Annotated in this window: 18 protein-coding genes and 1 other RNA gene; 11 read left to right on the top strand and 8 right to left on the bottom strand. The window is 59.9% G+C overall.

Annotated features, from left to right (window positions below; translation table 11 throughout):
* Positions 1-95 precede the first annotated feature (95 nt).
* The 4 genes from I2I01_RS02305 (at position 96) to rnpB (ending at position 3,937) form a co-directional block, all read left to right on the top strand.
* The gene (locus I2I01_RS02305; protein WP_196284797.1) at positions 96-1,016 is read left to right on the top strand and encodes a metallophosphoesterase; all 921 of its coding nucleotides are present in this window, start codon (positions 96-98) and stop codon (positions 1,014-1,016) included.
* A gap of 179 nt (positions 1,017-1,195) precedes the next feature.
* On the top strand, positions 1,196-3,058 hold the full coding sequence (locus I2I01_RS02310; RefSeq protein WP_196284798.1) for a M1 family metallopeptidase: 1,863 nt from the start codon (positions 1,196-1,198) through the stop codon (positions 3,056-3,058).
* A gap of 76 nt (positions 3,059-3,134) precedes the next feature.
* Complete coding sequence (locus tag I2I01_RS02315; RefSeq protein ID WP_196284799.1) at positions 3,135-3,419, top strand: DUF4242 domain-containing protein; 285 nt, start codon at positions 3,135-3,137, stop codon at positions 3,417-3,419.
* Positions 3,420-3,461: 42 nt separating this feature from the next.
* Positions 3,462-3,937: RNase P RNA component class A (gene rnpB, locus I2I01_RS02320), an RNA gene on the top strand.
* 99 nt (positions 3,938-4,036) lie between these two features.
* On the opposite strand, the gene I2I01_RS02325 is transcribed toward rnpB, so the two are convergent.
* The gene (locus I2I01_RS02325) at positions 4,037-4,486 is read right to left on the bottom strand and encodes a c-type cytochrome (protein ID WP_196284800.1); all 450 of its coding nucleotides are present in this window, start codon (positions 4,484-4,486) and stop codon (positions 4,037-4,039) included.
* Between the two features lie 8 nt (positions 4,487-4,494).
* On the bottom strand, positions 4,495-5,775 hold the full coding sequence (locus I2I01_RS02330; RefSeq protein WP_196284801.1) for a PQQ-dependent sugar dehydrogenase: 1,281 nt from the start codon (positions 5,773-5,775) through the stop codon (positions 4,495-4,497).
* 288 nt (positions 5,776-6,063) lie between these two features.
* On the opposite strand from I2I01_RS02330, the gene I2I01_RS02335 reads away from it, so the two are divergent.
* Positions 6,064-7,230 carry a sigma-54-dependent transcriptional regulator gene (locus I2I01_RS02335; protein ID WP_196284802.1) on the top strand — a complete coding sequence of 389 codons (1,167 nt, stop codon included), beginning with the start codon at positions 6,064-6,066 and terminating at the stop codon, positions 7,228-7,230.
* Between the two features lie 144 nt (positions 7,231-7,374).
* On the opposite strand, the gene I2I01_RS02340 is transcribed toward I2I01_RS02335, so the two are convergent.
* Together I2I01_RS02340 and I2I01_RS02345 are read right to left on the bottom strand one after the other, a co-directional pair.
* Positions 7,375-7,845: a hypothetical protein gene (locus tag I2I01_RS02340; protein WP_196284803.1), complete on the bottom strand. Its 471-nt coding sequence runs from the start codon at positions 7,843-7,845 to the stop codon at positions 7,375-7,377.
* A gap of 102 nt (positions 7,846-7,947) precedes the next feature.
* On the bottom strand, positions 7,948-8,946 hold the full coding sequence (locus I2I01_RS02345; protein WP_196284804.1) for an acyl-CoA synthetase family protein: 999 nt from the start codon (positions 8,944-8,946) through the stop codon (positions 7,948-7,950).
* A gap of 118 nt (positions 8,947-9,064) precedes the next feature.
* On the opposite strand from I2I01_RS02345, the gene I2I01_RS02350 reads away from it, so the two are divergent.
* Complete coding sequence (locus tag I2I01_RS02350) at positions 9,065-9,646, top strand: hypothetical protein (RefSeq protein WP_196284805.1); 582 nt, start codon at positions 9,065-9,067, stop codon at positions 9,644-9,646.
* A gap of 17 nt (positions 9,647-9,663) precedes the next feature.
* Here the strand turns inward: I2I01_RS02350 and I2I01_RS02355 are convergent, their stop codons facing one another.
* Positions 9,664-12,084: an alpha-ketoacid dehydrogenase subunit alpha/beta gene (locus I2I01_RS02355; protein ID WP_196284806.1), complete on the bottom strand. Its 2,421-nt coding sequence runs from the start codon at positions 12,082-12,084 to the stop codon at positions 9,664-9,666.
* Between the two features lie 252 nt (positions 12,085-12,336).
* Between I2I01_RS02355 and I2I01_RS02360 the strand changes: the two genes are divergently transcribed.
* The 4 genes from I2I01_RS02360 (at position 12,337) to ald (ending at position 15,678) form a co-directional block, all read left to right on the top strand.
* Positions 12,337-13,107, top strand: coding sequence for a DUF1573 domain-containing protein (locus tag I2I01_RS02360; RefSeq protein WP_196284807.1), 771 nt, complete (start codon positions 12,337-12,339; stop codon positions 13,105-13,107).
* A gap of 129 nt (positions 13,108-13,236) precedes the next feature.
* Positions 13,237-13,812: a hypothetical protein gene (locus I2I01_RS02365; protein WP_196284808.1), complete on the top strand. Its 576-nt coding sequence runs from the start codon at positions 13,237-13,239 to the stop codon at positions 13,810-13,812.
* 129 nt (positions 13,813-13,941) lie between these two features.
* On the top strand, positions 13,942-14,457 hold the full coding sequence (locus I2I01_RS02370) for a VOC family protein (protein WP_196284809.1): 516 nt from the start codon (positions 13,942-13,944) through the stop codon (positions 14,455-14,457).
* Positions 14,458-14,550: 93 nt separating this feature from the next.
* Complete coding sequence (gene ald, locus I2I01_RS02375; protein WP_196284810.1) at positions 14,551-15,678, top strand: alanine dehydrogenase; 1,128 nt, start codon at positions 14,551-14,553, stop codon at positions 15,676-15,678.
* 126 nt (positions 15,679-15,804) lie between these two features.
* Here ald and I2I01_RS02380 read toward each other — a convergent pair whose 3' ends face one another.
* Positions 15,805-16,263, bottom strand: a complete 459-nt coding sequence (locus I2I01_RS02380; protein ID WP_196284811.1) for a hypothetical protein — start codon at positions 16,261-16,263, stop codon at positions 15,805-15,807.
* A 109-nt stretch (positions 16,264-16,372) separates the two neighbouring features.
* Here I2I01_RS02380 and I2I01_RS02385 point away from each other — a divergent pair, with 109 nt between their 5' ends.
* Complete coding sequence (locus tag I2I01_RS02385) at positions 16,373-18,283, top strand: LTA synthase family protein (RefSeq protein ID WP_196284812.1); 1,911 nt, start codon at positions 16,373-16,375, stop codon at positions 18,281-18,283.
* Between the two features lie 73 nt (positions 18,284-18,356).
* Here I2I01_RS02385 and I2I01_RS02390 read toward each other — a convergent pair whose 3' ends face one another.
* Positions 18,357-18,956, bottom strand: a complete 600-nt coding sequence (locus tag I2I01_RS02390) for a hypothetical protein (RefSeq protein ID WP_196284813.1) — start codon at positions 18,954-18,956, stop codon at positions 18,357-18,359.
* 229 nt (positions 18,957-19,185) lie between these two features.
* A complete protein-coding gene (locus I2I01_RS02395; protein ID WP_196284814.1) occupies positions 19,186-19,650 on the bottom strand; it encodes a type I restriction enzyme HsdR N-terminal domain-containing protein in 465 nt (154 codons plus the stop codon).
* Positions 19,651-19,699: the final 49 nt, after the last annotated feature.

Genomic DNA, 19,699 nt, shown 5'->3' on the forward strand with positions numbered 1-19,699 from the left:
CGCACGTGAGAAGGTCCTTCGCTGCCTTTAGGGTGGCGGACTAAGGCCCGGCCGACTGTTCGTTTTTACTACCCTCCACCCACCTACCCTGCCCCATGTACGACCTTATCGGCGACATTCACGGACACGCGGCCGAGCTGCGGCAGCTCCTGGCCAAACTCGACTATGCCCCCGACGCCGCAGGGGTATACCGCCACAACGGCGGGCGCCAGGTAATTTTTTTGGGCGATTTCATCGACCGCGGCCCGGCCATCCGCGAGACGCTGCTAATCGTGCGCGGCATGGTGGACGGCGGCGCGGCCCTGGCCGTGATGGGTAATCACGAGTTCAACGCCCTTAACTTCTGGACCTTCGACCCCAGCGGCGGGCACCTGCGGCCCCACTTGCCGCACCACATTTTGCAGCATATTGAAACTGTTCGCGCCTTCAATGGCAAGGAGTTGTTTGCCGAGTGGCGCGACTACCTGGCCTGGTTCATGCGGCTGCCGCTGTTTCTGGAGCTGCCCGGCCTGCGCGTGGTGCACGCCTGCTGGGACGCCCGCTACATCGCCCAATTGCGCCAATGGCTGCCCCACGACCGCCTGACGCCGGAGTTCCTGTTGCGGGCCAGCCGCAAGGGCTCAGCGGAACTGAACGCCGTCGAAATCACCCTCAAAGGCCACGAAACCGACCTGCCCGGCGACCATCATTTTTTCGACAAGGACGGCCACCGCCGCACCAAGATGCGCACGGCCTGGTGGCGCGACCCCACCTCCGCCACCTACGACGACTATTTCCTGGAGCCCATCGAGGCCCTGGCCGGCCAGCCTGTGGATGTGGCCGCCCTGCCCAGCCCCGCCTACTACCAGGATGAAACGCCCGTTTTCTTCGGCCACTACTGGCTGCGCGGCGAGCCCCGCTTACTCACGCCTCATTCTGTGTGCCTCGACTATAGCGTGGCCAAGGGCGGCGAGCTGGTGGCCTACCGTTGGCAGGGCGAGCAGGAGCTAACTCCCGCAGGCCTGGTGCGGGTGTAGCCCGATATAGGGCAGGGCTTGCTCCCGACCGTGTGCCTGAGCACATATGGCGGAGTCGTTAAATGCTGAGCGGGGGCGGGCCCCGCCCCTAAGTCGTTCGGCTGTGCGTCCTTTCGCGCCGTTCTCCGTTCTTTGGGCTTTGGCGGCGCTGCTGCCGCTTCTCTTGCTTTTCCTGCTTCATGCGTTTCCTACCCGCAGCCCTGCTGCTTTTCCCGCTGGCCACCCTGGCCCAGCCTACACTCCCCCTGCCCCGCAACTTTGAGCCCCTCTACGCCAAGGGCACCCGCAGCTCCAGCGGCCAGCCCGGCCCCAGCTACTGGCAAAACGCGGCCGACTACGACCTGGCCGTAAACTTCGACCCGGCGAGCCGACGCGTAGCCGGCACGGTGGATATCAAGTATTTCAACAACAGCCCCGACTCGCTGCGCCAGCTCTGGTTCAAGCTCTACCCCAACCTTTACCAAAAGGGCGCGCCCCGCAGCAAAGCCTTCGCGCCCGAGGATATTGGCGAGGGTGTCAAAATCCTCAACCTGACCATCAACGGGGAGAATTTCGACGTGGGCAAGCTACCCATTAACGGCACCAATATGCCGGTGGCGCTGCGGCGGGCGCTGGGGCCGCACCAGGTAGCCACGGTGCGCGCCACCTATTCCTACATCCTGAACAAGGGCTCGCACCAGCGCACCGGCGAGATTGAACCAGGCGCGGCGTTCGTGGCCTACTTCTTCCCGCGCATTGCCGTGTACGACGACCTCGACGGCTGGAACCGCGTGCCTTATACCGGCGACCAGGAGTTCTACAACGACTTCTGCAACTTCAAAGCCGCTGTCACGGTGCCCAAAAACTTCGTGGTGTGGGCCACCGGCGACCTCACCAACGCCGCCCAGGTGCTCGCGCCCAAGTACGCCCAGCGCCTGCGCGAGGCCGAGCAGAAAGACGCCGTGGTGAGCATCATCAGCGAAGACGACGCCCGGCGGCGCGACATCACCCCGCAGGCCGACCAGAACACCTGGCGCTTCGAGGCCAGGAATGTGACCGACTTTGTGTTTGCCACCGCCGACCACTACGTGTGGCAAAGCACCAGCCTGGTGGTGGACCCCGCCACTAAGCGCCGCACCCGCGTCGACGCCGTGTACAACCCCAAGCACGAGGATTACAAGGAAGTCATCAACTTCAGCCGTAAAACGGTGGAGGCCATGAGCTACCAGTTTCCGAAGTGGCCCTTCCCCTACGCCCACGAAACGGTGTTCGACGGCCTAGACCAGATGGAGTACCCCATGATGGTGAACGACAACCCCACCGATACCCGCGAGGACGCCATCACCCTCACCGACCACGAAATCTTCCACACGATGTTCCCCTTCTACATGGGCATCAACGAGACGAAGTACGGCTGGATGGACGAGGGCTGGGCCACCATCGGCGAGTGGCTGATTTCCTCCATGATTGACCCCAAGGTGGACGACAATTACGGCATCAAGCCCTACGCCGACAACGCCGGCTCCGAAGGCGACCTGCCCATCATCACGCCCAGCACCCAGCAAAACGGCGGCGCCTTCTTCCTGAACTCCTACCCCAAACCTGCCCTGGGCTACCTCTACGTGAGGGACCTGCTCGGCGACGAGCTGTTTACCAAAGCCCTGCACACCTACATCAGCAGTTGGAATGGCAAACACCCCCTGCCCTACGACTTCTTTAACTCGATGAACACCGGCGCGGGTCGCAACCTCAACTGGTTCTGGCAGCGCTGGTTCTTCGACGGCGGCTACCCCGACCTAGCCATCTCGGCCGTGAATAAAACCGCCACCGGCTACGACCTCTTGATAACCGCCAAGGGCCGCAAGCCCGTGCCCGTGGACCTCACCCTCACCTTCGCCGACAACACGACCCAGAAAATCCACCGCAGCATCGGCGTTTGGGAAACCGGAGCTACGTCCGTCACAGTGCCCGTTGCCACCAAGCAGCCCCTGAAACGCATTACCCTGGGCAGCACCCTGGTGCCCGACAGCTACCCAAAAGACAATGTGTGGGAGGGAAAGTAAAATACGATTTCGAGGGAGCAGGCAATCTTAATTTAATATTTATATTGCACTATGTCTCACTTTAAATCCGCTTCCCATGCCTCAGTACGTGATTGAACGAGAAATTCCTGGCGCCGGCAACCTCACTCCCGAGCAGTTAAAAGCCATTTCGCAAACCTCGTGCGGGGTCTTAAACGAAATGGGCCCACAAATTCAGTGGAACCACAGCTACGTCACCAACGATAAAATTTATTGCGTTTACGACGCTCCCAACGAAGAAATGATTCGTGAGCACGCCAAGCGCGGGGGGTTCCCAGCCAATTCCGTGTCCAGAGTTTCCTCTGTCATCAGCCCGGCAACGGCCGAAATGGAAACCGCCTGACGAAGGGATTGCGCCTCGGCTTTGCGATGTACCTTTGCTACTGTGATGGGTCGCCCCACCGCGGCGCCCAACGCAAGAAGGGCGACGAGGAAAGTCCGGGCAACGCAGAGCACCCTGCTTCCTAACGGGAAGGACTGGCGCGTATAATGCAAACCAGGACAGCCAGTGCCACAGAAAATTACCGCCGGAAGGCGGAGCAGTGGATTAGCGGATTAGTGGGTTGTTGTTTAAACATCCCGCCTACCCACCTACCCACCAATCCGCCAACAGGTAAGGGTGAAAAGGTGCGGTAAGAGCGCACCAGCGGGCGGGTGACCGTCCCGGCTGGGTAAACCTCAGGGGTTGAAAGACCAAATAAGCTGGTACGCCGGCGCTGCTTCGGCAGCACCGGCACCGGGCGGCTCGTCCGGCGCCAGCGGGTAGGTTGATGGAGCCTTTCGGCAACGACTGGCCTAGATAAATGGTGGGGACGTGGCTTCGGCCACGCACAGAACCCGGCTTACAGACTCATCACCTAGCATTAAAAAGGCCCTTCCCGTGCGGGAAGGGCCTTTTTACTATTTAATCAGTGAGCTGTCATGCCGAGCGCAGCCGAGGCATGACGGGCATCAATCATATTACTTCAGCGCTTTTGCGCGCATGGCCTTCACCTCGGCCACGGTCACGGCGCTGGCTTTGTTGCCGAAGCTGTTGCGCACGTAGGTGAGCACGTCGGCCATCTGCTGGTCGCTGAGGTGGGTTTGAGCGGGCATCACGCTGCGGTACTCCTCGCCGTTGATTTCCACCCCTTTCAGGCCGTTCACCAGCACGCCAATCAGGCGGGGCTTGTCGCCCAGCACGTAGTCGGTTTTGGTGAGCGGTGGGTTCATGCCATCCACGCCGCCGCCGTCGGCCTGGTGGCAACTGAGGCAGTTCTGTACATAAACGGCTTTGCCGGCCGCCAGCAGCGCGGACGACACGCCGGCCGTGGGCTTTTTGGCCGGCGTCTTAGCAGTCGTTTTTTTCTGGGCAAAAGCAACTCCGCTGCTCAGCAGCAACAGGGATAGGAGGACACTAAGCTTTTTCACGAAAGGGCTTATTTCTGGTTGTACACAATGCGGTAGATGGTGCCGGCCTTATCGTCACTCACGTAGAGCGAGCCGTCGGGGCCTTGGGCCAGGCCGCAGGGCTTGTGGTCGGCGCGGCCGCTGGCCACCTTCTCCGCCGAGCCAGCGAAATTATCGGCAAACACCTCCCAAGACCCGCTGGGCTTGCCGTTTTTGAAGGGCTGAAACACCACGTAATAGCCTTTCTGGGGCTCCGGTGCCCGGTTCCAGGAGCCGTGGAAGGCGATGAAGGCGCCGTTGCGGTATTTGGCCGGAAACATGGTGCCGGTGTAGAACAACAGGCCGTCGGGGGCGGTGTGGCCAGGGTAGGCCGCGGCGGGCTCCAGGTACTTGGCATCGGCCAGCTTCTGGCCATCGCCGCCGTACTCAGGGGCCAGTATTTTCTGCTTTTTTACCCCGTCGTAGTACAGGTAGGGCCAGCCGGCGTTGGCGCCTTTGCTCAGCCCGTAAAGGCATTCGGCAGGCAGCTCGGCCGACTGCTTGGTGGTGTACATGCTGGGGAAGATGTCGTGCAGCTGGTCGCGGCCGTGTTGCATCACAAACAGCTGGTTGGCCTGCGCATTCCAGTCGAGGCCCACTACGTTGCGCAGGCCGGTGGCATAGCGAGTGCCGTTGCCGTACTGCTGATTCAGTTTATCGGCCCGGAACTGCCAGATGCCGCCCGCCGAGTCCAGAATCGGGCAGCCCGGCCGGCCCATCGAGCCCTTTTCCCGGTCCTTCACCTGGCATGAATTAGAATAGGCACCTACGTTCACGTAAAGGTTGCCGGCGTTGTCGAGCACGATGGACTTGCTTTCGTGCTCGCCGCGGTTCAGCAGGCCGCTCACGATTTTTTCGGGCTGCGCGGGGTTAGTTACCTCCCCTTTCGCGTCGAGCTTGTAGCGGTACACGTCCTCGTCCGACGAAGCGTAGAGGTAGCCGTCTTTGGCGTAAATACCCGTGCCGCCGTAGCTGCCGAAGCCGCCCGTCACAGTGGCTTTGCCGTTGGCGCCGGGCGTCAATTTCAGGATGCCTTTGCCATCTTTCACCCGGTTCAGCTTTACGTAGATGGTTCCCTGGGGCGTCACGGCCAGGTGCCGGGCCCGGGCACCGGTTTCGGCCACCACCAGCGCGCCAAAGCCGGCCGGCAGCTTCAGGCCAGCGTTGCCAGCATCGGCCACCACGGCGGGCCGGCTGGTGAGAGAGTAAAGGCCGAAGCTACCGGCCAGAGCTGCCGCCAGCAGCGCCGGGCGAGTGAGGTGGTTTTTCATGCAGGAATTGTGATTGAGAAAAGCGAAAGTAGATAGGCAACTGTTTAAACAGGACCCGCCGCTGGCGCGCGTCTTCGACGCGTGCCGACTGAGTTCGAGCCTCCGGCTCGGGACAGGAGGCGCGACGTGCGACGCGGGTCATTCAACGGCGAGTCGGAGACTCGGGCCCAGTCGGCACGCGCCGGAGACGCGCGCCAGCGGAACGTAGATTCCAGCCCTTAAACTCCTAGCGCCGCTTTTCGTTACCTTCGCGCCGCTCCCTTTGCTTTTAAACGCAGTTCCCGCCCCATGCCCCGCATCCTCATTATCGACGACGAAAAAGCCATCCGCAACACGCTGAAGGAGATTCTTGAATTTGAAGACTACAAAGTAGACCAGGCCGAAGACGGCCCCTCCGGCCTCGACCTGCTCATTCAGCAGAAGTACGATGTGGTGCTCTGCGACATCCGCATGCCCAAGATGGACGGCCTCGAAGTGCTGGAGCGCGCCCAGAAAATGGGCACCGACGCTGCCTTCATCATGGTGTCGGCCCATGGCAACATCGACACAGCCGTGGAAGCTACCAAGAAAGGCGCCTATGACTTCCTGCCCAAGCCGCCCGACCTCAACCGCCTGCTCGTGACCGTGCGCAACGCCCTCGACCGGACCAAGCTGGCCACCGAGACCAAGACGCTGAAAAAGAAGCTGTCTGTCACGTCCAAAGGCTCCGAGATGATAGGCTCCTCGGCCGCCCTGGGCACTGTGCGCAAAGCCATCGAAAAAGTGGCGCCCACCGATGCCCGCGTGCTTATCACCGGCCCCAACGGCGCCGGCAAGGAGATGGTGGCCCGCCAGTTGCACGAGCTCAGCAACCGCGCCCAGGGCCCGATGGTGGAAGTAAACTGCGCCGCCATTCCGTCGGAGCTCATCGAAAGCGAGCTGTTCGGCCACGAAAAAGGCTCCTTCACCTCGGCCGTGAAGCAGCGCATCGGCAAGTTCGAGCAGGCCGACGGCGGCACGCTCTTCCTCGACGAAATCGGCGACATGAGCCTTTCGGCCCAGGCCAAGGTGCTGCGCGCCCTGCAGGAAAACAAAATCACCCGAGTGGGCGGCGAAAAGGAAATCTCGGTGAACGTGCGCGTGCTCGCCGCCACCAACAAGGACCTGCTCCAGGAAATTGCCGACAAGAACTTCCGCGAAGACCTTTACCACCGCCTCTCGGTCATCGTCATCAAAGTGCCGGCCCTCAACGACCGCCGCGAAGACGTGCCCGAACTGGTGCAAAAGTTCCTCAACGACATCGCCGCCGACTACGGCACCAAGCCCAAGAAAATTGATGACGCGGCCATGAGCTACCTGCAAGGCCTCGACTGGCGCGGTAACATCCGCGAACTGCGCAACGTGGTGGAGCGCCTCGTAATTATGAGCGACGACACCATTTCGGAAAGCGACGCTAAGGCATTTGCAGGCAAGTAGAGTTTCTATACATGTGGACCAATAAAAATGGCCCCGGAATCTACAGATTCCGGGGCCATTTTTATTGGTCAGTATTTATTTAAATTTCCATTTATCTCGTATATAATACTGATAATCATGATATTATATACATATAAAATAAACCTATTTGGTATTTTTTGATAGCCTTAAATACTTTCTGCTCTCATTAATGTAAAAGGCAGCAGTATTGTTATTATTTCCTGGCATGGTGTCTTCAATTATTCTTGCCTGATAGAAGAAAATATTTCTAAAAATATTTTTCTTAATTCCAGGAGCACTTTTTGTGTCATAAGTACGCTCGGATGCAAAAATTAAAGAATCCTTGCAGTAAAAAAACACCCTAGATATGGAATCCGGAATGATATGCTCTACCCACAGCAATTTATGCTTTTTATTCGTCCACATATTGGTTCTCCATTCAAAATTATGTCCGTTTGCAAAAGCCGGAAACATTGAGGCTGAAACAAGCCGACGGTCATTGCTTTTGCCGATAGAGTCAATATAGCTTTGAATTTTTGCCGTCGTTGAAGGAATTTGAGCGCATACATTAAAACACAATGTTAATGATAGCGCCAAAAGCAGAATATTTTTCATATAACAATAATAGAAACAATATTCAAATACACACGCGCATGGGTAAGCCACAGTAAGTTACACAAACAGCTTTGTGTTACAATAACAACGCAAATTCAGTCCTTACACCAGCTGATTGCACCCCCGCACGTCTGAGTTATCCATTCGGCCCAACACTTCAAAACTGCCGTCCGGGTGCATCCGGGCCAGGTCCTTGGTTTCGATGAAGGCGCAGGAGTCAATGTTGGCCAAGTCAATCACATTGATGGCCCCGTCTCCCCTATTCCCAATTGAAAACGGGTCGGATGGGTCGCGTAGCAGCACCCGCAGCGGCGCGGGGCAGTGAAAACGACCGTCGCCCAGCGAGTAGGCCTGGCTCAGCAGCTCGGTCATACCGTATTCGGAGTGGATGCCGGCCGGGCCGAAGGCCTGCTGCAATTCGGCGTGCAGCTCCTCGCGTATCATTTCGCGGCGGCGGCCCTTCATGCCGCCGGTTTCGAGTACGGTAAGCCCTTGCAATTCCGGCGCCGGGCCGGCTTCGGCCGCGAAATCTAGCAGCGCGTAGCTCACCCCAATGAGCATGACGCGGCGGCTGGGCTGCTGCTTGGCCTCAGCCAGGGCGGCGCGCAGGGCGGCGTGGTCGTGCAGGAAAAAGGCGGGCTGGGTTTGGCCAGACTGTTGGGCAAAATAATCGACCATCGCCACCAGCGAGGAATTTCCCTGCTCCAGATACGAGGGCAGTAGCGCCAGAAACGTCCAGCCTGAGAGTGGGCCATATGCCTGCTCGAAAATGCGGGCGGCGTTTTTGCGATACAGCGCGGGGTCGCGCACAAGGTGGCGGCTGCGCTGCTGCAGCGTGGTACCGCTGCTTAGAAATAGCTCCTGCGCTTCCCAACCAGCAGGCTCGGTCCGCACCTCATGGGTTTTAAAAAACTCGATGGGCAGAAATGGAATATCCGTGAGCCGGGCCACGGCAGCGGGGTTTCGGCCCAGCTGCGCCAGGTACTCGGCATAAGGCGGGCAGTGCGCCGCCTGGTGCCGGAAAAGGGCCAACGCAGTGGCTTCAAACTCGTCCTCATTTAACGTCGGCAGGCGACGCAGAAAATCTTCGCGGAAACTCATGAGCAAACCTGGTGGTTAGCAACGCATGCCGAACCAACGCGTGCGGCTATTCGTTGAGAAAAACGTACTTTGGCGCCTTGTTCGGCGTTGTTTGGCTGTCTTTTCACTTTCTGCTATTATGAACCTGTTTCGTACCCTCACCATTGCCTGCTCCGCCCTGGCCGGCCTGGGCCTCAGCAGCTGCCTCAGTGCCCCTGATTATCCGGTGGTGCCGGCCATTGATTTCAAGTCAGTGGACATGGTGGTGGTGCCCACCGGGACACTTACCGCCATCGACACACTCAAGTTTTCGGTTGATTTTCGCGACGGCGACGGCGACCTGGGTCTGTCCGATGATGACATCAAAGTAGCGCCCTTCAACGCCACCACCGGCGGCTTCAATAACCGCGGCTACGCCTACAATTACTCCATTCAGCCATATAAGCGGAATGGCAATGCTGGCAACTACACCTACACGAAGTTTGTCAATGCCGGCGGCGTAGAGGGCGAATACAACGGTCGTTTCCTGCACCTCGAGAAGGAGGGCTCACGCCCGGCCCCGCTCAAAGGCACCCTCACCTACGCCCTGCCCCTCAGCGTCGACGGTGCCCCGTTCTACCCCGGCGATACCTTCCGGTTTGAAATCACCATCATGGACCGGGCGCTGAACAGGAGCAACACCGTGACAACTACCGATGTGACTTTGAAAGGGGCTAAGTAGCCCCTTTCTTTTTCGGATTAGTAGATATCGGGGAATTTCTCCGGGGCTACCTCGCTCATCAGCTCGTACACCGTGTCGAACACGTCTTCGGTGTTGGGTTTGCTGAAGTAGTCGCCGTCGGAGCTGTAGGCCGGGCGGTGGGGCTGCGCGGCCAGGCAGCGCGGCTGCGAGTCCAAGTAGCGGTAGGCACCCTGCTCATCCAGAACCTGCTGCATCATGAAGGCGGTGGCCCCACCGGGCACGTCTTCGTCGGCAAACACCACGCGGTTGGTTTTCTGCAGGCTGTCGGCAATCAGCTGGTCGGTGTCGAAAGGCAGCAGGGTCTGCACGTCGATTACTTCCACGGAAATGCCGACCTCGGCCAGCTGCTTGGCGGCGTCCATCACAATGCGACACATCGAGCCGTAGGTTACTACCGTTACGTCGGTGCCCTGCTTCAGAACCTCGGGGCGGCCCAGTGGCAGCGTGAACTCGCCCACGTTGCTGGGAATGGTTTCTTTCAGACGGTAGCCGTTCAGGCACTCAATCACCAAGGCGGGTTCGTCGCTACGCAGCAGCGTGTTGTAGAAGCCGGCCGCCTGTGTCATGTTGCGAGGCACGCACACGTGCATGCCCCGGATGCTGCCCAGAATCATTTGCATGGGCGAGCCCGAGTGCCAGATGCCCTCCAAGCGGTGCCCGCGGGTGCGCACAATGAGCGGGGCCTTCTGGCCACCCTTGGTGCGGTACTGCAGGCAGGCCAGGTCGTCGCTCAGAATCTGGATGGCGTAGAGCAGGTAGTCGAGGTACTGAATTTCGGTGATGGGGCGCAGGCCACGCAGCGCCGCCCCGATGCCCTGCCCTACGATGGTGCACTCGCGGATGCCGGTGTCGGTGATGCGCAGCTCGCCGAACTTCTCCTGCAAGCCGGCAAAGGCCTGGTTCACGTCGCCAATTTTGCCCACGTCCTCGCCAATGGCGAAGATGCTGGGGTCGCGCTGGAAGTTGGCGTCGAAGCAAGCCTGCAGCACCTCGCGGCCGTCGACCTGCGCGGCATCGGGTGCGAAGGAGGCGGCCACTTCCTCAATATTGCCCACTGCGTACTCGCTCTGGCTGAACAGGTTGGAATTGTAGCGGTCGGCGTTTTCGGCCAGCAGCTGTTCCAGGTGGCGCTGCACCACGCGGCGTCCAAAGCTGCGCTTCTCGTTGCGCACGGCGCGCAGCACCCGGCGCAGGGTCCGCACAATGTCGGCCCTGATGGGCGTGGGGTTGGCTTTCAGCTGCTCCACCATATCGTGCAGCGAGTTCTCGGTGCCGGTGTCGGCCACCAGCTTTTCCAGCATGGCCACGGCCTCGTCGCGCTCGGCCTTGATGGGGTCGAAGAAGGCAGCCCAAGCGGCCGTACGGGCGGTTTTAATGGTTGCGGCAGCGGTTTTTTCGATGTCGTCCAGCTCCAGCTCGGTGGCGTGGCCCTCAGCTAGCAGCCATTCGCGCAGCTTGTGCAGGCAGTCGTGGGTTTCTTCCCAGTGCAGCCGGTCCTTGCTCTTGTAGCGCTCGTGCGAGCCGCTGGTGCTGTGGCCCTGCGGCTGCGTAAGCTCCGTGACGTGGACGAGCACGGGCACGTGCTGCTCGCGGCACACGGCGGCGGCACGCTGGTAGGTATCGAGCAGGCCGGCGTAGTCCCAGCCACGCACCACAAAAATCTCAAAGCCCTGCTCCCCTTCGCCCTCGCGCTGCAGGCCCGCCATGATGGCCGAAATGCTCTGCTTGGTGGTCTGGTACTCGGCCGGCACCGAGATGCCGTAATGGTCGTCCCACACGCTTACCAGCAGGGGCACCTGCAGCACGCCAGCCGCATTCAGCGTCTCAAAGAACATGCCCTCTGAGGTGCTGGCGTTGCCGATGGTGCCGAAGGCTACCTCATTACCATTGGTGGACAGGTCGGTGAACTGGTGCAGCTCGGGGTTTTGGCGGAACAATTTGGATGCGTAGGCCAACCCCAGCAGTCGCGGCATCTGGCCGCCGGTGGGCGAGATGTCGGCCGAAGAATTCTTGCTGTTGACGAGCGGCTTGAGGTTGCCGTCGTCGTCGAGCATGCGGGTGGCGAAGTGGCCATTCATGGCGCGGCCAGCAGTGGCGGGCTCGGCCTCGGCGTCGGGGTTGGCGTAGAGCTGGGCGAAGTACTGCTGCCAGGTGAGCTCGCCAATGGCCACCATGAAGGTCTGGTCGCGGTAGTAGCCGGCGCGGAAGTCGCCGTTCTGGAAGGCGCGGGCCATGGCCAGCTGCGGCACTTCCTTGCCATCGCCGAAGATGCCAAACTTGGCTTTGCCCATAAACACTTCCTTGCGGCCGGCCAATGAGGCGTGCCGGCTTTCCCAGGCCAGGCGGTAATCGGTGAGAAAATCGGCCTTGGTGAGGGGCGCGCCTAGCACAGGTTGGGCAGTTTCAGCAGCTGACATAGAATACGGGAACGGAAGTGGGAATTCTTAGAGAGAAAGGGCGAAGGGCCGGAGCCACGCTGCAAAAATACGGAATCGGGGCCGGCTAGGTGGTGCGAGGGCTTTGACCGTATATTTGGGGTGGAAAGGGTAGCCCACCGGGGTTAAGAATTGACGCCCGACGTTTGTTCACCAATTGCGTGGGCCACCTGAAACCATTTTGCCGCCTTTGGTGCTTGCTTTTTTGATTTCCAACGACTTTCAATTTTTCTCATGAAACGTCTTTTTACCCTCTGCCTGCTGGCTTTTGCCATCACGGCCCACGCCCAGGGCGTGATGAAGTTTGAAACCGACAACCACGACTTCGGCAACGTGCCCGAGGGCACGATGGCTACCTACGAATTCAAGTTCAAGAACACCGGCACCCAGCCCGTGGTCATTGCCAACGTGCAGGCCAGCTGCGGCTGCACCACCCCCGACTGGACCAAAACGCCCGTTCTGCCCGGCAAAACCGGCATCATCAAGGCCATGTACAGCAGCGCCGGTCGCCCCGGCGTGTTCAACAAAACGGTGACCGTGACCAGCAATGCTGCTGAACCTAGCAAGGTGCTCACCATCAAAGGTTCGGTGCTCACCAAGGAGCAGATGAAGCCCACGCTCACGCCCGCCCAGCTGGCCGCCTCGCCCCACCTCGTGATAGACCGCACCAGCCACGATTTCGGCAAGCTGGAAGCCGGCCAGCAGCCCGCGGCCCGCTTCACCATCAAAAACACCGGCAAAACTGAGCTGGTGCTTGGCGCCCTCACCTCGGGCTGCTACTGCGTGGGCTACAAGGCCACGCCCAAGCCCATTGCCCCCGGCCAGAGCGAAGTGGTGGAACTGCTCTATAGCCAGCGCCAGCTCGGCCAGGTGAGCGACGTGGTGACAATTTCCTCGAACGACGTGAGCGGCGACGCCAAAATCACACTGAAAGCCAACATCGTGCGCGACCTCAGCGGCAACAGCATGGTGAAGGAAAGCGGCACGGCCGTGCCGTTTAAGTAAGAACCACAGATTGGCGCGGATTTTTCGAATTCCGCCAATTTTGTCGACGTTGAAATTTAGAAGCCCTGCCATTGCGGCGGGGCTTTTTTTGTTAGGTTGCTTCTCCGCTTTACTTACCGCCGTATCACCGTGAAATTGACCGAAGCGCTTCGTCGCTGCCTGTTTCCTGAGAGGGCTTTCCGGTGGTATAGTCGCCTGCCACCAGCCGACCTGCAGGGCCGACTTCAAGCGGTGAACCCGTTGCCGGCTGTCCAACCGTCGTTCCGAAGAATCGGCGCAGGCGACAACGAACTGTATTTGTGGCTTGAAATGGATGACGCGCGGTTTAAGATGGTAGCCCGGCGGCTGGTGCCGGATACGTCGCCCGAGCTACGCATTACCGGTAGCGTGCGTGCCAACGGGCAGGGCAGCATCATGGCCGGCACGGTGCAGTGGGACTTAACGCGAAGGATTACTTGGCTTATTTTCAGGTTTGTGGTTTTATTATCGGCCACCTCGTGGCTTTTAAAAAGCCTTGCTACTCAAAGCGGCAGGCATCACTGGGATGCCTTGGCATTGATTGGCTGGATTGCTGCGGTTTCTGCCGTAGCAGCAGCCCCCTTTGTTGAATTTTCCTTGCTCTGCGGCAACCTGCTGCCGAAAGTTCAGGGACGCTTTCTAGCAATTGACTGCCCTTTAAAAAGGGAACTTGTGTTGCCTAAGTAACTCAGCAACTGTTCGCTGCTGCGCAAATAACTGAGGCACCGATTTAAATTCAATCCGGCCGACTAACAACTGCAACCCAATTAATGTATGTACATTATTTATGTGTAACTTTGCAATATGGAGAACTCAATGAACAACGGAACCCCGGCGGCCAGCGACGCCTACGTAGTGCCCGCGCAAACGCGCATCGGACACGTGCACCTGCAGGTCACGGATATTGATAAAGCCCTCGGCTTTTACCGCGACATTCTGGGTTTTCAGGTGGTGCAGCGGTTTGGCAATCAAGTGGCCTTTATTTCGGCGGGCGGCTACCACCATCACATCGGGCTGAACACTTGGAATAGCCTGGGCGGCCCGCCCGCGCGCAAGCACGGTGCGGGGCTGTACCACACGGCTATTTTGTATGCCACGCGGGCTGAGCTGGCGGGGGCGCTGAAGCAGCTGGCGCTGGCGAAGTACCCCATCACGGGCTCGGCCGACCACGGCGTGTCGGAAGCCATTTACCTCGACGACCCCGACGGCAACGGCGTGGAGCTGTACTGGGACCGGCCGCGCGAGCAATGGCCCCTGACCGCCGCGGGCGAGGTGCAGATGTACACCCGCGCCCTCGACCTGAACGCACTGCTGGCCGAAGCCCCGGAATAAGCCCAAATCCTGCGCGGAACGAGGGAACCGGGGCCCTTATCTTTGCGTCTCGAAAACTCACCTCCCACTCCACCTCCAACCCTCCCCCTTTTTATGATAATCGGCGTTCCTAAGGAGATTAAAAACAACGAAAACCGCGTCGGCCTCACCCCCGCTGGCGTAGCCGAGCTGCGCAAGCACGGCCACACCCTGCTGGTGCAGCACAATGCCGGCGAAGGCTCGGGCTTCTCCGACGAGGAGTACCAGACGGCCGGCGCCACCATCCTGCCCACCATCGCCGATGTGTACGAGCAGGCCGAGATGATTATCAAGGTAAAGGAGCCGATTGCCGAGGAGTATCCCCTCATCAAGGAGAACCAACTGCTGTTCACCTACTTCCACTTTGCCAGCGGCGAGGAGTTGACCCACGCCATGATTGAGCGCAAGGCCATCTGCCTCGCTTACGAAACGGTGGAGCTCAGCAACCGCGCCCTGCCCCTGCTCATTCCGATGAGCGAAGTGGCTGGCCGCATGGCTCCGCAGGAAGGCGCCAAGTACCTCGAGAAACCCCTCAAAGGCCGCGGCATTCTGCTGGGCGGCGTGCCCGGCGTGAAGCCCGCACACGTGCTGGTGCTGGGCGCCGGCATCGTGGGCACGCAGGCTGCGAAAGTAGCCGCCGGCCTCGGCGCGCAGGTGACGGTGATGGACATCAACCTGAACCGCCTGCGCGAGTTGGATGACTTCATGCCCAAAAACGTGGTGACGCAGTACTCGAACGAGTACAACATCCGCGAAGCCATCAAGACGGCCGACCTGATTGTGGGCGCGGTGCTGATTCCCGGCGCCAAGGCCCCGCACCTCATCACCCGCGACATGCTGAAAACCATGCGCCCGGGCACCGTAGTGGTGGACGTGGCCGTGGACCAGGGCGGCTGCATCGAAACCTGCCACCCCACCACCCACGAAAACCCCACCTTCATCATCGATGACGTGGTGCACTACTGCGTGGCCAACATGCCCGGCGCGGTGCCCTACACCAGCACCCTTGCCCTGACTAACGCCACCCTGCCCTACGCCGTGAAACTGGCCAACCAGGGCTGGCAGGAAGCCTGCCGCCGCGACGAGGCCCTGCGCCTCGGCCTGAACGTGGTGCACGGCGAAGTGGTGTACAAAGGCGTAGCCGAAGCCTGGAACCTGCCGCTGGTAAGCGTGGAGTCGGTGCTGGAAGGCGCTGCCGTTTAGCAAAACCCATAACTAGGCCCATGGCCAAATAAAAAGCCCTCCCGAACCAAATCGGGAAGGCTTTTTATTTGGCCATGGGCTGGCGGCCAGCCAGCGGTGGCGGGACCTAAAACTGGCGGCCCGTCCTTAATGCAAATCGTTGTAGGATAGCGAGAACCGAATCCATTCGGGCGGATTCACGGCCGTAGGGTTAGCCGTAAACTCCGTTCTCTGACGCACTTCGCCGTCCACTATCATTTCTCCCAAAATTTTGGCTCCGACCGGAAATACTTGTCTAACGCCACCGCAAGTAGGGAAATTAATGGAGGCTTCGAAGAATTCGCGCGGACGCAGCTGCACCGGACGCATGGTATCCCAATTGTCTTTTATGACGGAATACCAGGTCGAGCCCGCCACGGAGTCGCGGTTCTGGAGTGGATGGGTCTGGACTTTATACGTGATAAAGGCATCCTTGGCGCCGGTGAGCTGAAAGTGCACGTAAACCCGCGGCGTGGGCTCTGCCGGTTTGGGTGCTTCAGAAGTATCGGCTTGGCACCCCATCAGCAGTGGGAATAGAAGGAAACCAGTGGCATACAGTGCTTTCATGTCTGGAATATAGGGGTAAGTTTCCGTAGTTCACTGCTGGTCAACCCGTCCGTTTCACCTTTGCCTGCTATCTAAGCATCTTTTTACATCAACTGTCGTCTTCTTTTTAATGCTTCCCTCGCCTGCCGTTCGCCTGTTGCTGCGCCGCTTTGCCTTGCTCATGGGCGTGTACACGCTGCTGCGGTTGGGCTTTTATGCGTTCAACTTCGCCACGTTTCGTGGCGTTGACGCGGGGTCGGTGCTGCTGGCTTTTGTGCACGGGCTGCGCTTTGATGTGGCAGCCTTGCTCTGGCTGAACCTGCCGCTGGTGCTGTTTTCATTGCTGCTGCCCGTGCGCAGCCGGGCGGGGCAGGAGGGCTTGCGCGCACTGTTTGTGCTGGTGAATTTGCTGGGCTTTTTGCTCAACATCATCGACTGGCAGTACTTTAAGTTCATTGGCCGGCGGCTGAGCAACGAGTGGCACACCATCAGCGACGACCTGGCCCGGCAGGCTGGTCAGATTGGGCTGCACTACTGGTACCTGGCCATTCCGCTGCTGGGGCTTGGCTACCTGCTGTGGCGCCTGTGCCCCATGCCCACAAGGGCCGAACTGGCGGTGCAGCCTCCGCGGGGGCTTCAGTGGCTGGGGCGGGGACTGGAATTTGCGCTGGTGGTGGGCCTGGTGGTGCTGGGCCTGCGCGGTGGCTGGCAGCTGAAGCCGTTGCGCACGGGCATCGCATTTGAGCAGCAGCCCGCCGTGCTGGGCCACCTGACGCTGAACAGCACGTTCACGGTGCTGAAGTCGTTCGATGAAGTGCCCATTGAGCGCGTGAACTACTTCGCCTCCGAAGCTGCGCTGCGGCCTGCTTTAGCAGCCGCGCCACTGCCGAAGCGGGACGGGGCGCCAGTGGCCAACAACGTGGTAATTCTCCTGCTCGAAAGCTTCGGCTCGGAATACACCGGCGTGGAAAATGGCGGGCGCGGCGGGTTCACGCCATTCTTCGATTCACTGGCTACGGCGCCCGGCGCGCTGCTCATGCGCGATAACTATGCCAACGGCCGCCGCTCCATTGAGGCGCTGCCGGCCGTGCTCTCGGGACTGCCTTCGCTGATGGACGAGCCCTTCATCACCTCCAGCTTCCAGACGGCGGAAATGCACGGGCTGGGCGAAATACTGGGCCGCAACGGCTACGCCACGGCCATGTACCACGCCGGCACCAACGGCACCATGGGCTTTGATATGTTCAGCGGCATTGCCGGCATGCAGCGCTACTACGGCCTGAACGAATACCCCAGCGGAGCCAAGAGCCCTGACTACGACGGCCACTGGGGCATTTTCGACGAGCCCTACCTGCAGTACTTCAACCGGCAGCTCTCGGCCACCAAGCAGCCGTTTTTTGCCACGCTTTTCACCCTCAGCGCTCACGACCCGTTCACCATTCCGGCGCAGCACAAAGGGCGGTTTCCGGCGGGCACGCAGCCCATTCACCCCACCATTGCTTACACCGATTTGGCATTGCGGCGCTTTTTCCGGGCGGCCAGCCGGGAGCCCTGGTTTGCGCGCACGCTGTTTGTGCTCACGGCCGACCACACCTCCCAGAGCGACCAGCCCAGCTACCAAAACGTGCTGGGCCAGCACAAAACCCCGCTGCTATTCTATCGGCCCGGCCAGCCCCTGCCTCCTGCCAACCCGCACCGCATCAGCCAGCAGGCCGACGTACCGGCTTCGGTGCTCGACGTGCTGGGGCTGCCGCAGGAGCAAAAGTTGCTGCTGCCCTTCGGCTCCTCGGTGTTTGATGCCAGTAGCCCTGGCCGGGCCCTGTTCCGCGACGGCGAGTCTTACTACCTGGTGCATTCCGATTTCGTGACCGAGCTGACCAACAAGAACGAAGTCCGGCTTTATCCCTACCAGGACCATTTCATACCCACCGAGCCGGTGGCCAAGCCTGACCCGGCGTTGGTGAAAAAATACGGCGACGAGCTGCGCGCCTGCGTGCAGTTTTATGTGAATGGCCTGGTGGATAACCGGTTATATAAGTAGTTGACTTGTCTGTTTTTTTCTGGAACAGGTTTGAGATTTGTTTAAGATGACTACCCTTTGCGTAAACTCTAACCTAAGAGAAAAAGAGGTAGGCGCTCTCCGCTATATCGTTCATCAACGCGCCGGTAGGCTGATTCCACCACGGCAGGTGAATGGCGCGGCTGGTGACGTTCAGCGCAAACAGCCGCTCGCGCGCATCCGGCGGCACGTCCAGCAGCACGAACGACGCCACCCGGCCCTCCCACGCAATGGTCACCGAGTGGCCCCATGTCCGCAGCGCCGGAGGCGTGTTCCACCCTGCCGAGAAGTGGAGCCGCAGCGCCACGAGGTGGTGGTGGGGAAGGGTCCATTCGTCCGCTCCCCAGCGAAGGGTAACGGTGTCGCGCCGGAAGATGATTTCCCCGGCCTGCCGCCGCGCATACGCCGATGCTAGGCCATTGAGCAACACCGCCCCGAGGCAGAGCAGCAATGCCCCGGCGCCTACCAGGAACGCAGGAACAGCTATTTCCCGGTCATTCAAAAAATAAAAGAGCGCCACGCTGCCCAACGCCAGCACCAGCAGCGCATTGGCAACAGCCGGTTGGTAGGAGCGCCCGCTTCGGCGCACCACCTTAACGCGCAGCGCGGGGAGTGGCGCCTTTTCTGGTTCGAGGAGGGAACGTGCAGACTCCATGCAGACGAAAATAAGGGCCGGACGCCGCTCGGCCGTTTGCGGCTCGCATTGCCTCGATGTAAGGGTGGACTGTTTAAACGCTCGGTTTCCTAAACGACTATTCCATACGCTCTCGCAATCCTTTATGTATGATGCAATGAGTGCACTTCGTGAGTATAGAGTTTACGAAACTCGTCTACTGATGGAAGTTTACGAAATGCGCGGTGGCAATGAGTTTCGTAAACTCACCCTATAAATAATTCACCGCTGCCGCAAACGCTGGGATTTCTGCCAGGCGCTCATTGGTCCGGCTCACAAAATCAACGCGCCAACAGTAGTGCACCAAGCCGTTGGTGAGCAGCAGCAGCGGGGCTCCGATGGTCTGGTTGTAGGTGGCCGCCTGCTGAGCCACTTTGGCATCTATTGTTACGCTGGGGGCTTTGCACTCCACTAGCAGCAGGGGCTGGCCGGCGGGGTCGAGAGCTAGCAGGTCGGTGCGCTTTTGGCGCTGGTTGTAGCGCAGGCCGCGCTCCAGGGCCAGCAGGCCGCGCGGGTAGCCGAGGTCGTTGATTAAATAATGCACTACGTGCTGGCGCACCCACTCCTCGGGCGTGAGCACGACATGCTTGCGCCGGAGAATGTCCCAGATGAGTGGCTGATTTGTGGCCGATTGCGTAAGTTTGGCCTCGAAAGGCGGCAGGTCCAGGGCTTGCATCACCTCCAAAGGTAGGGGTCGGGTAATTGAGTGACTGAGCAACCGAGTG

This window comes from Hymenobacter properus (genome assembly GCF_015694735.1).
Lineage (GTDB): Bacteria > Bacteroidota > Bacteroidia > Cytophagales > Hymenobacteraceae > Hymenobacter > Hymenobacter properus.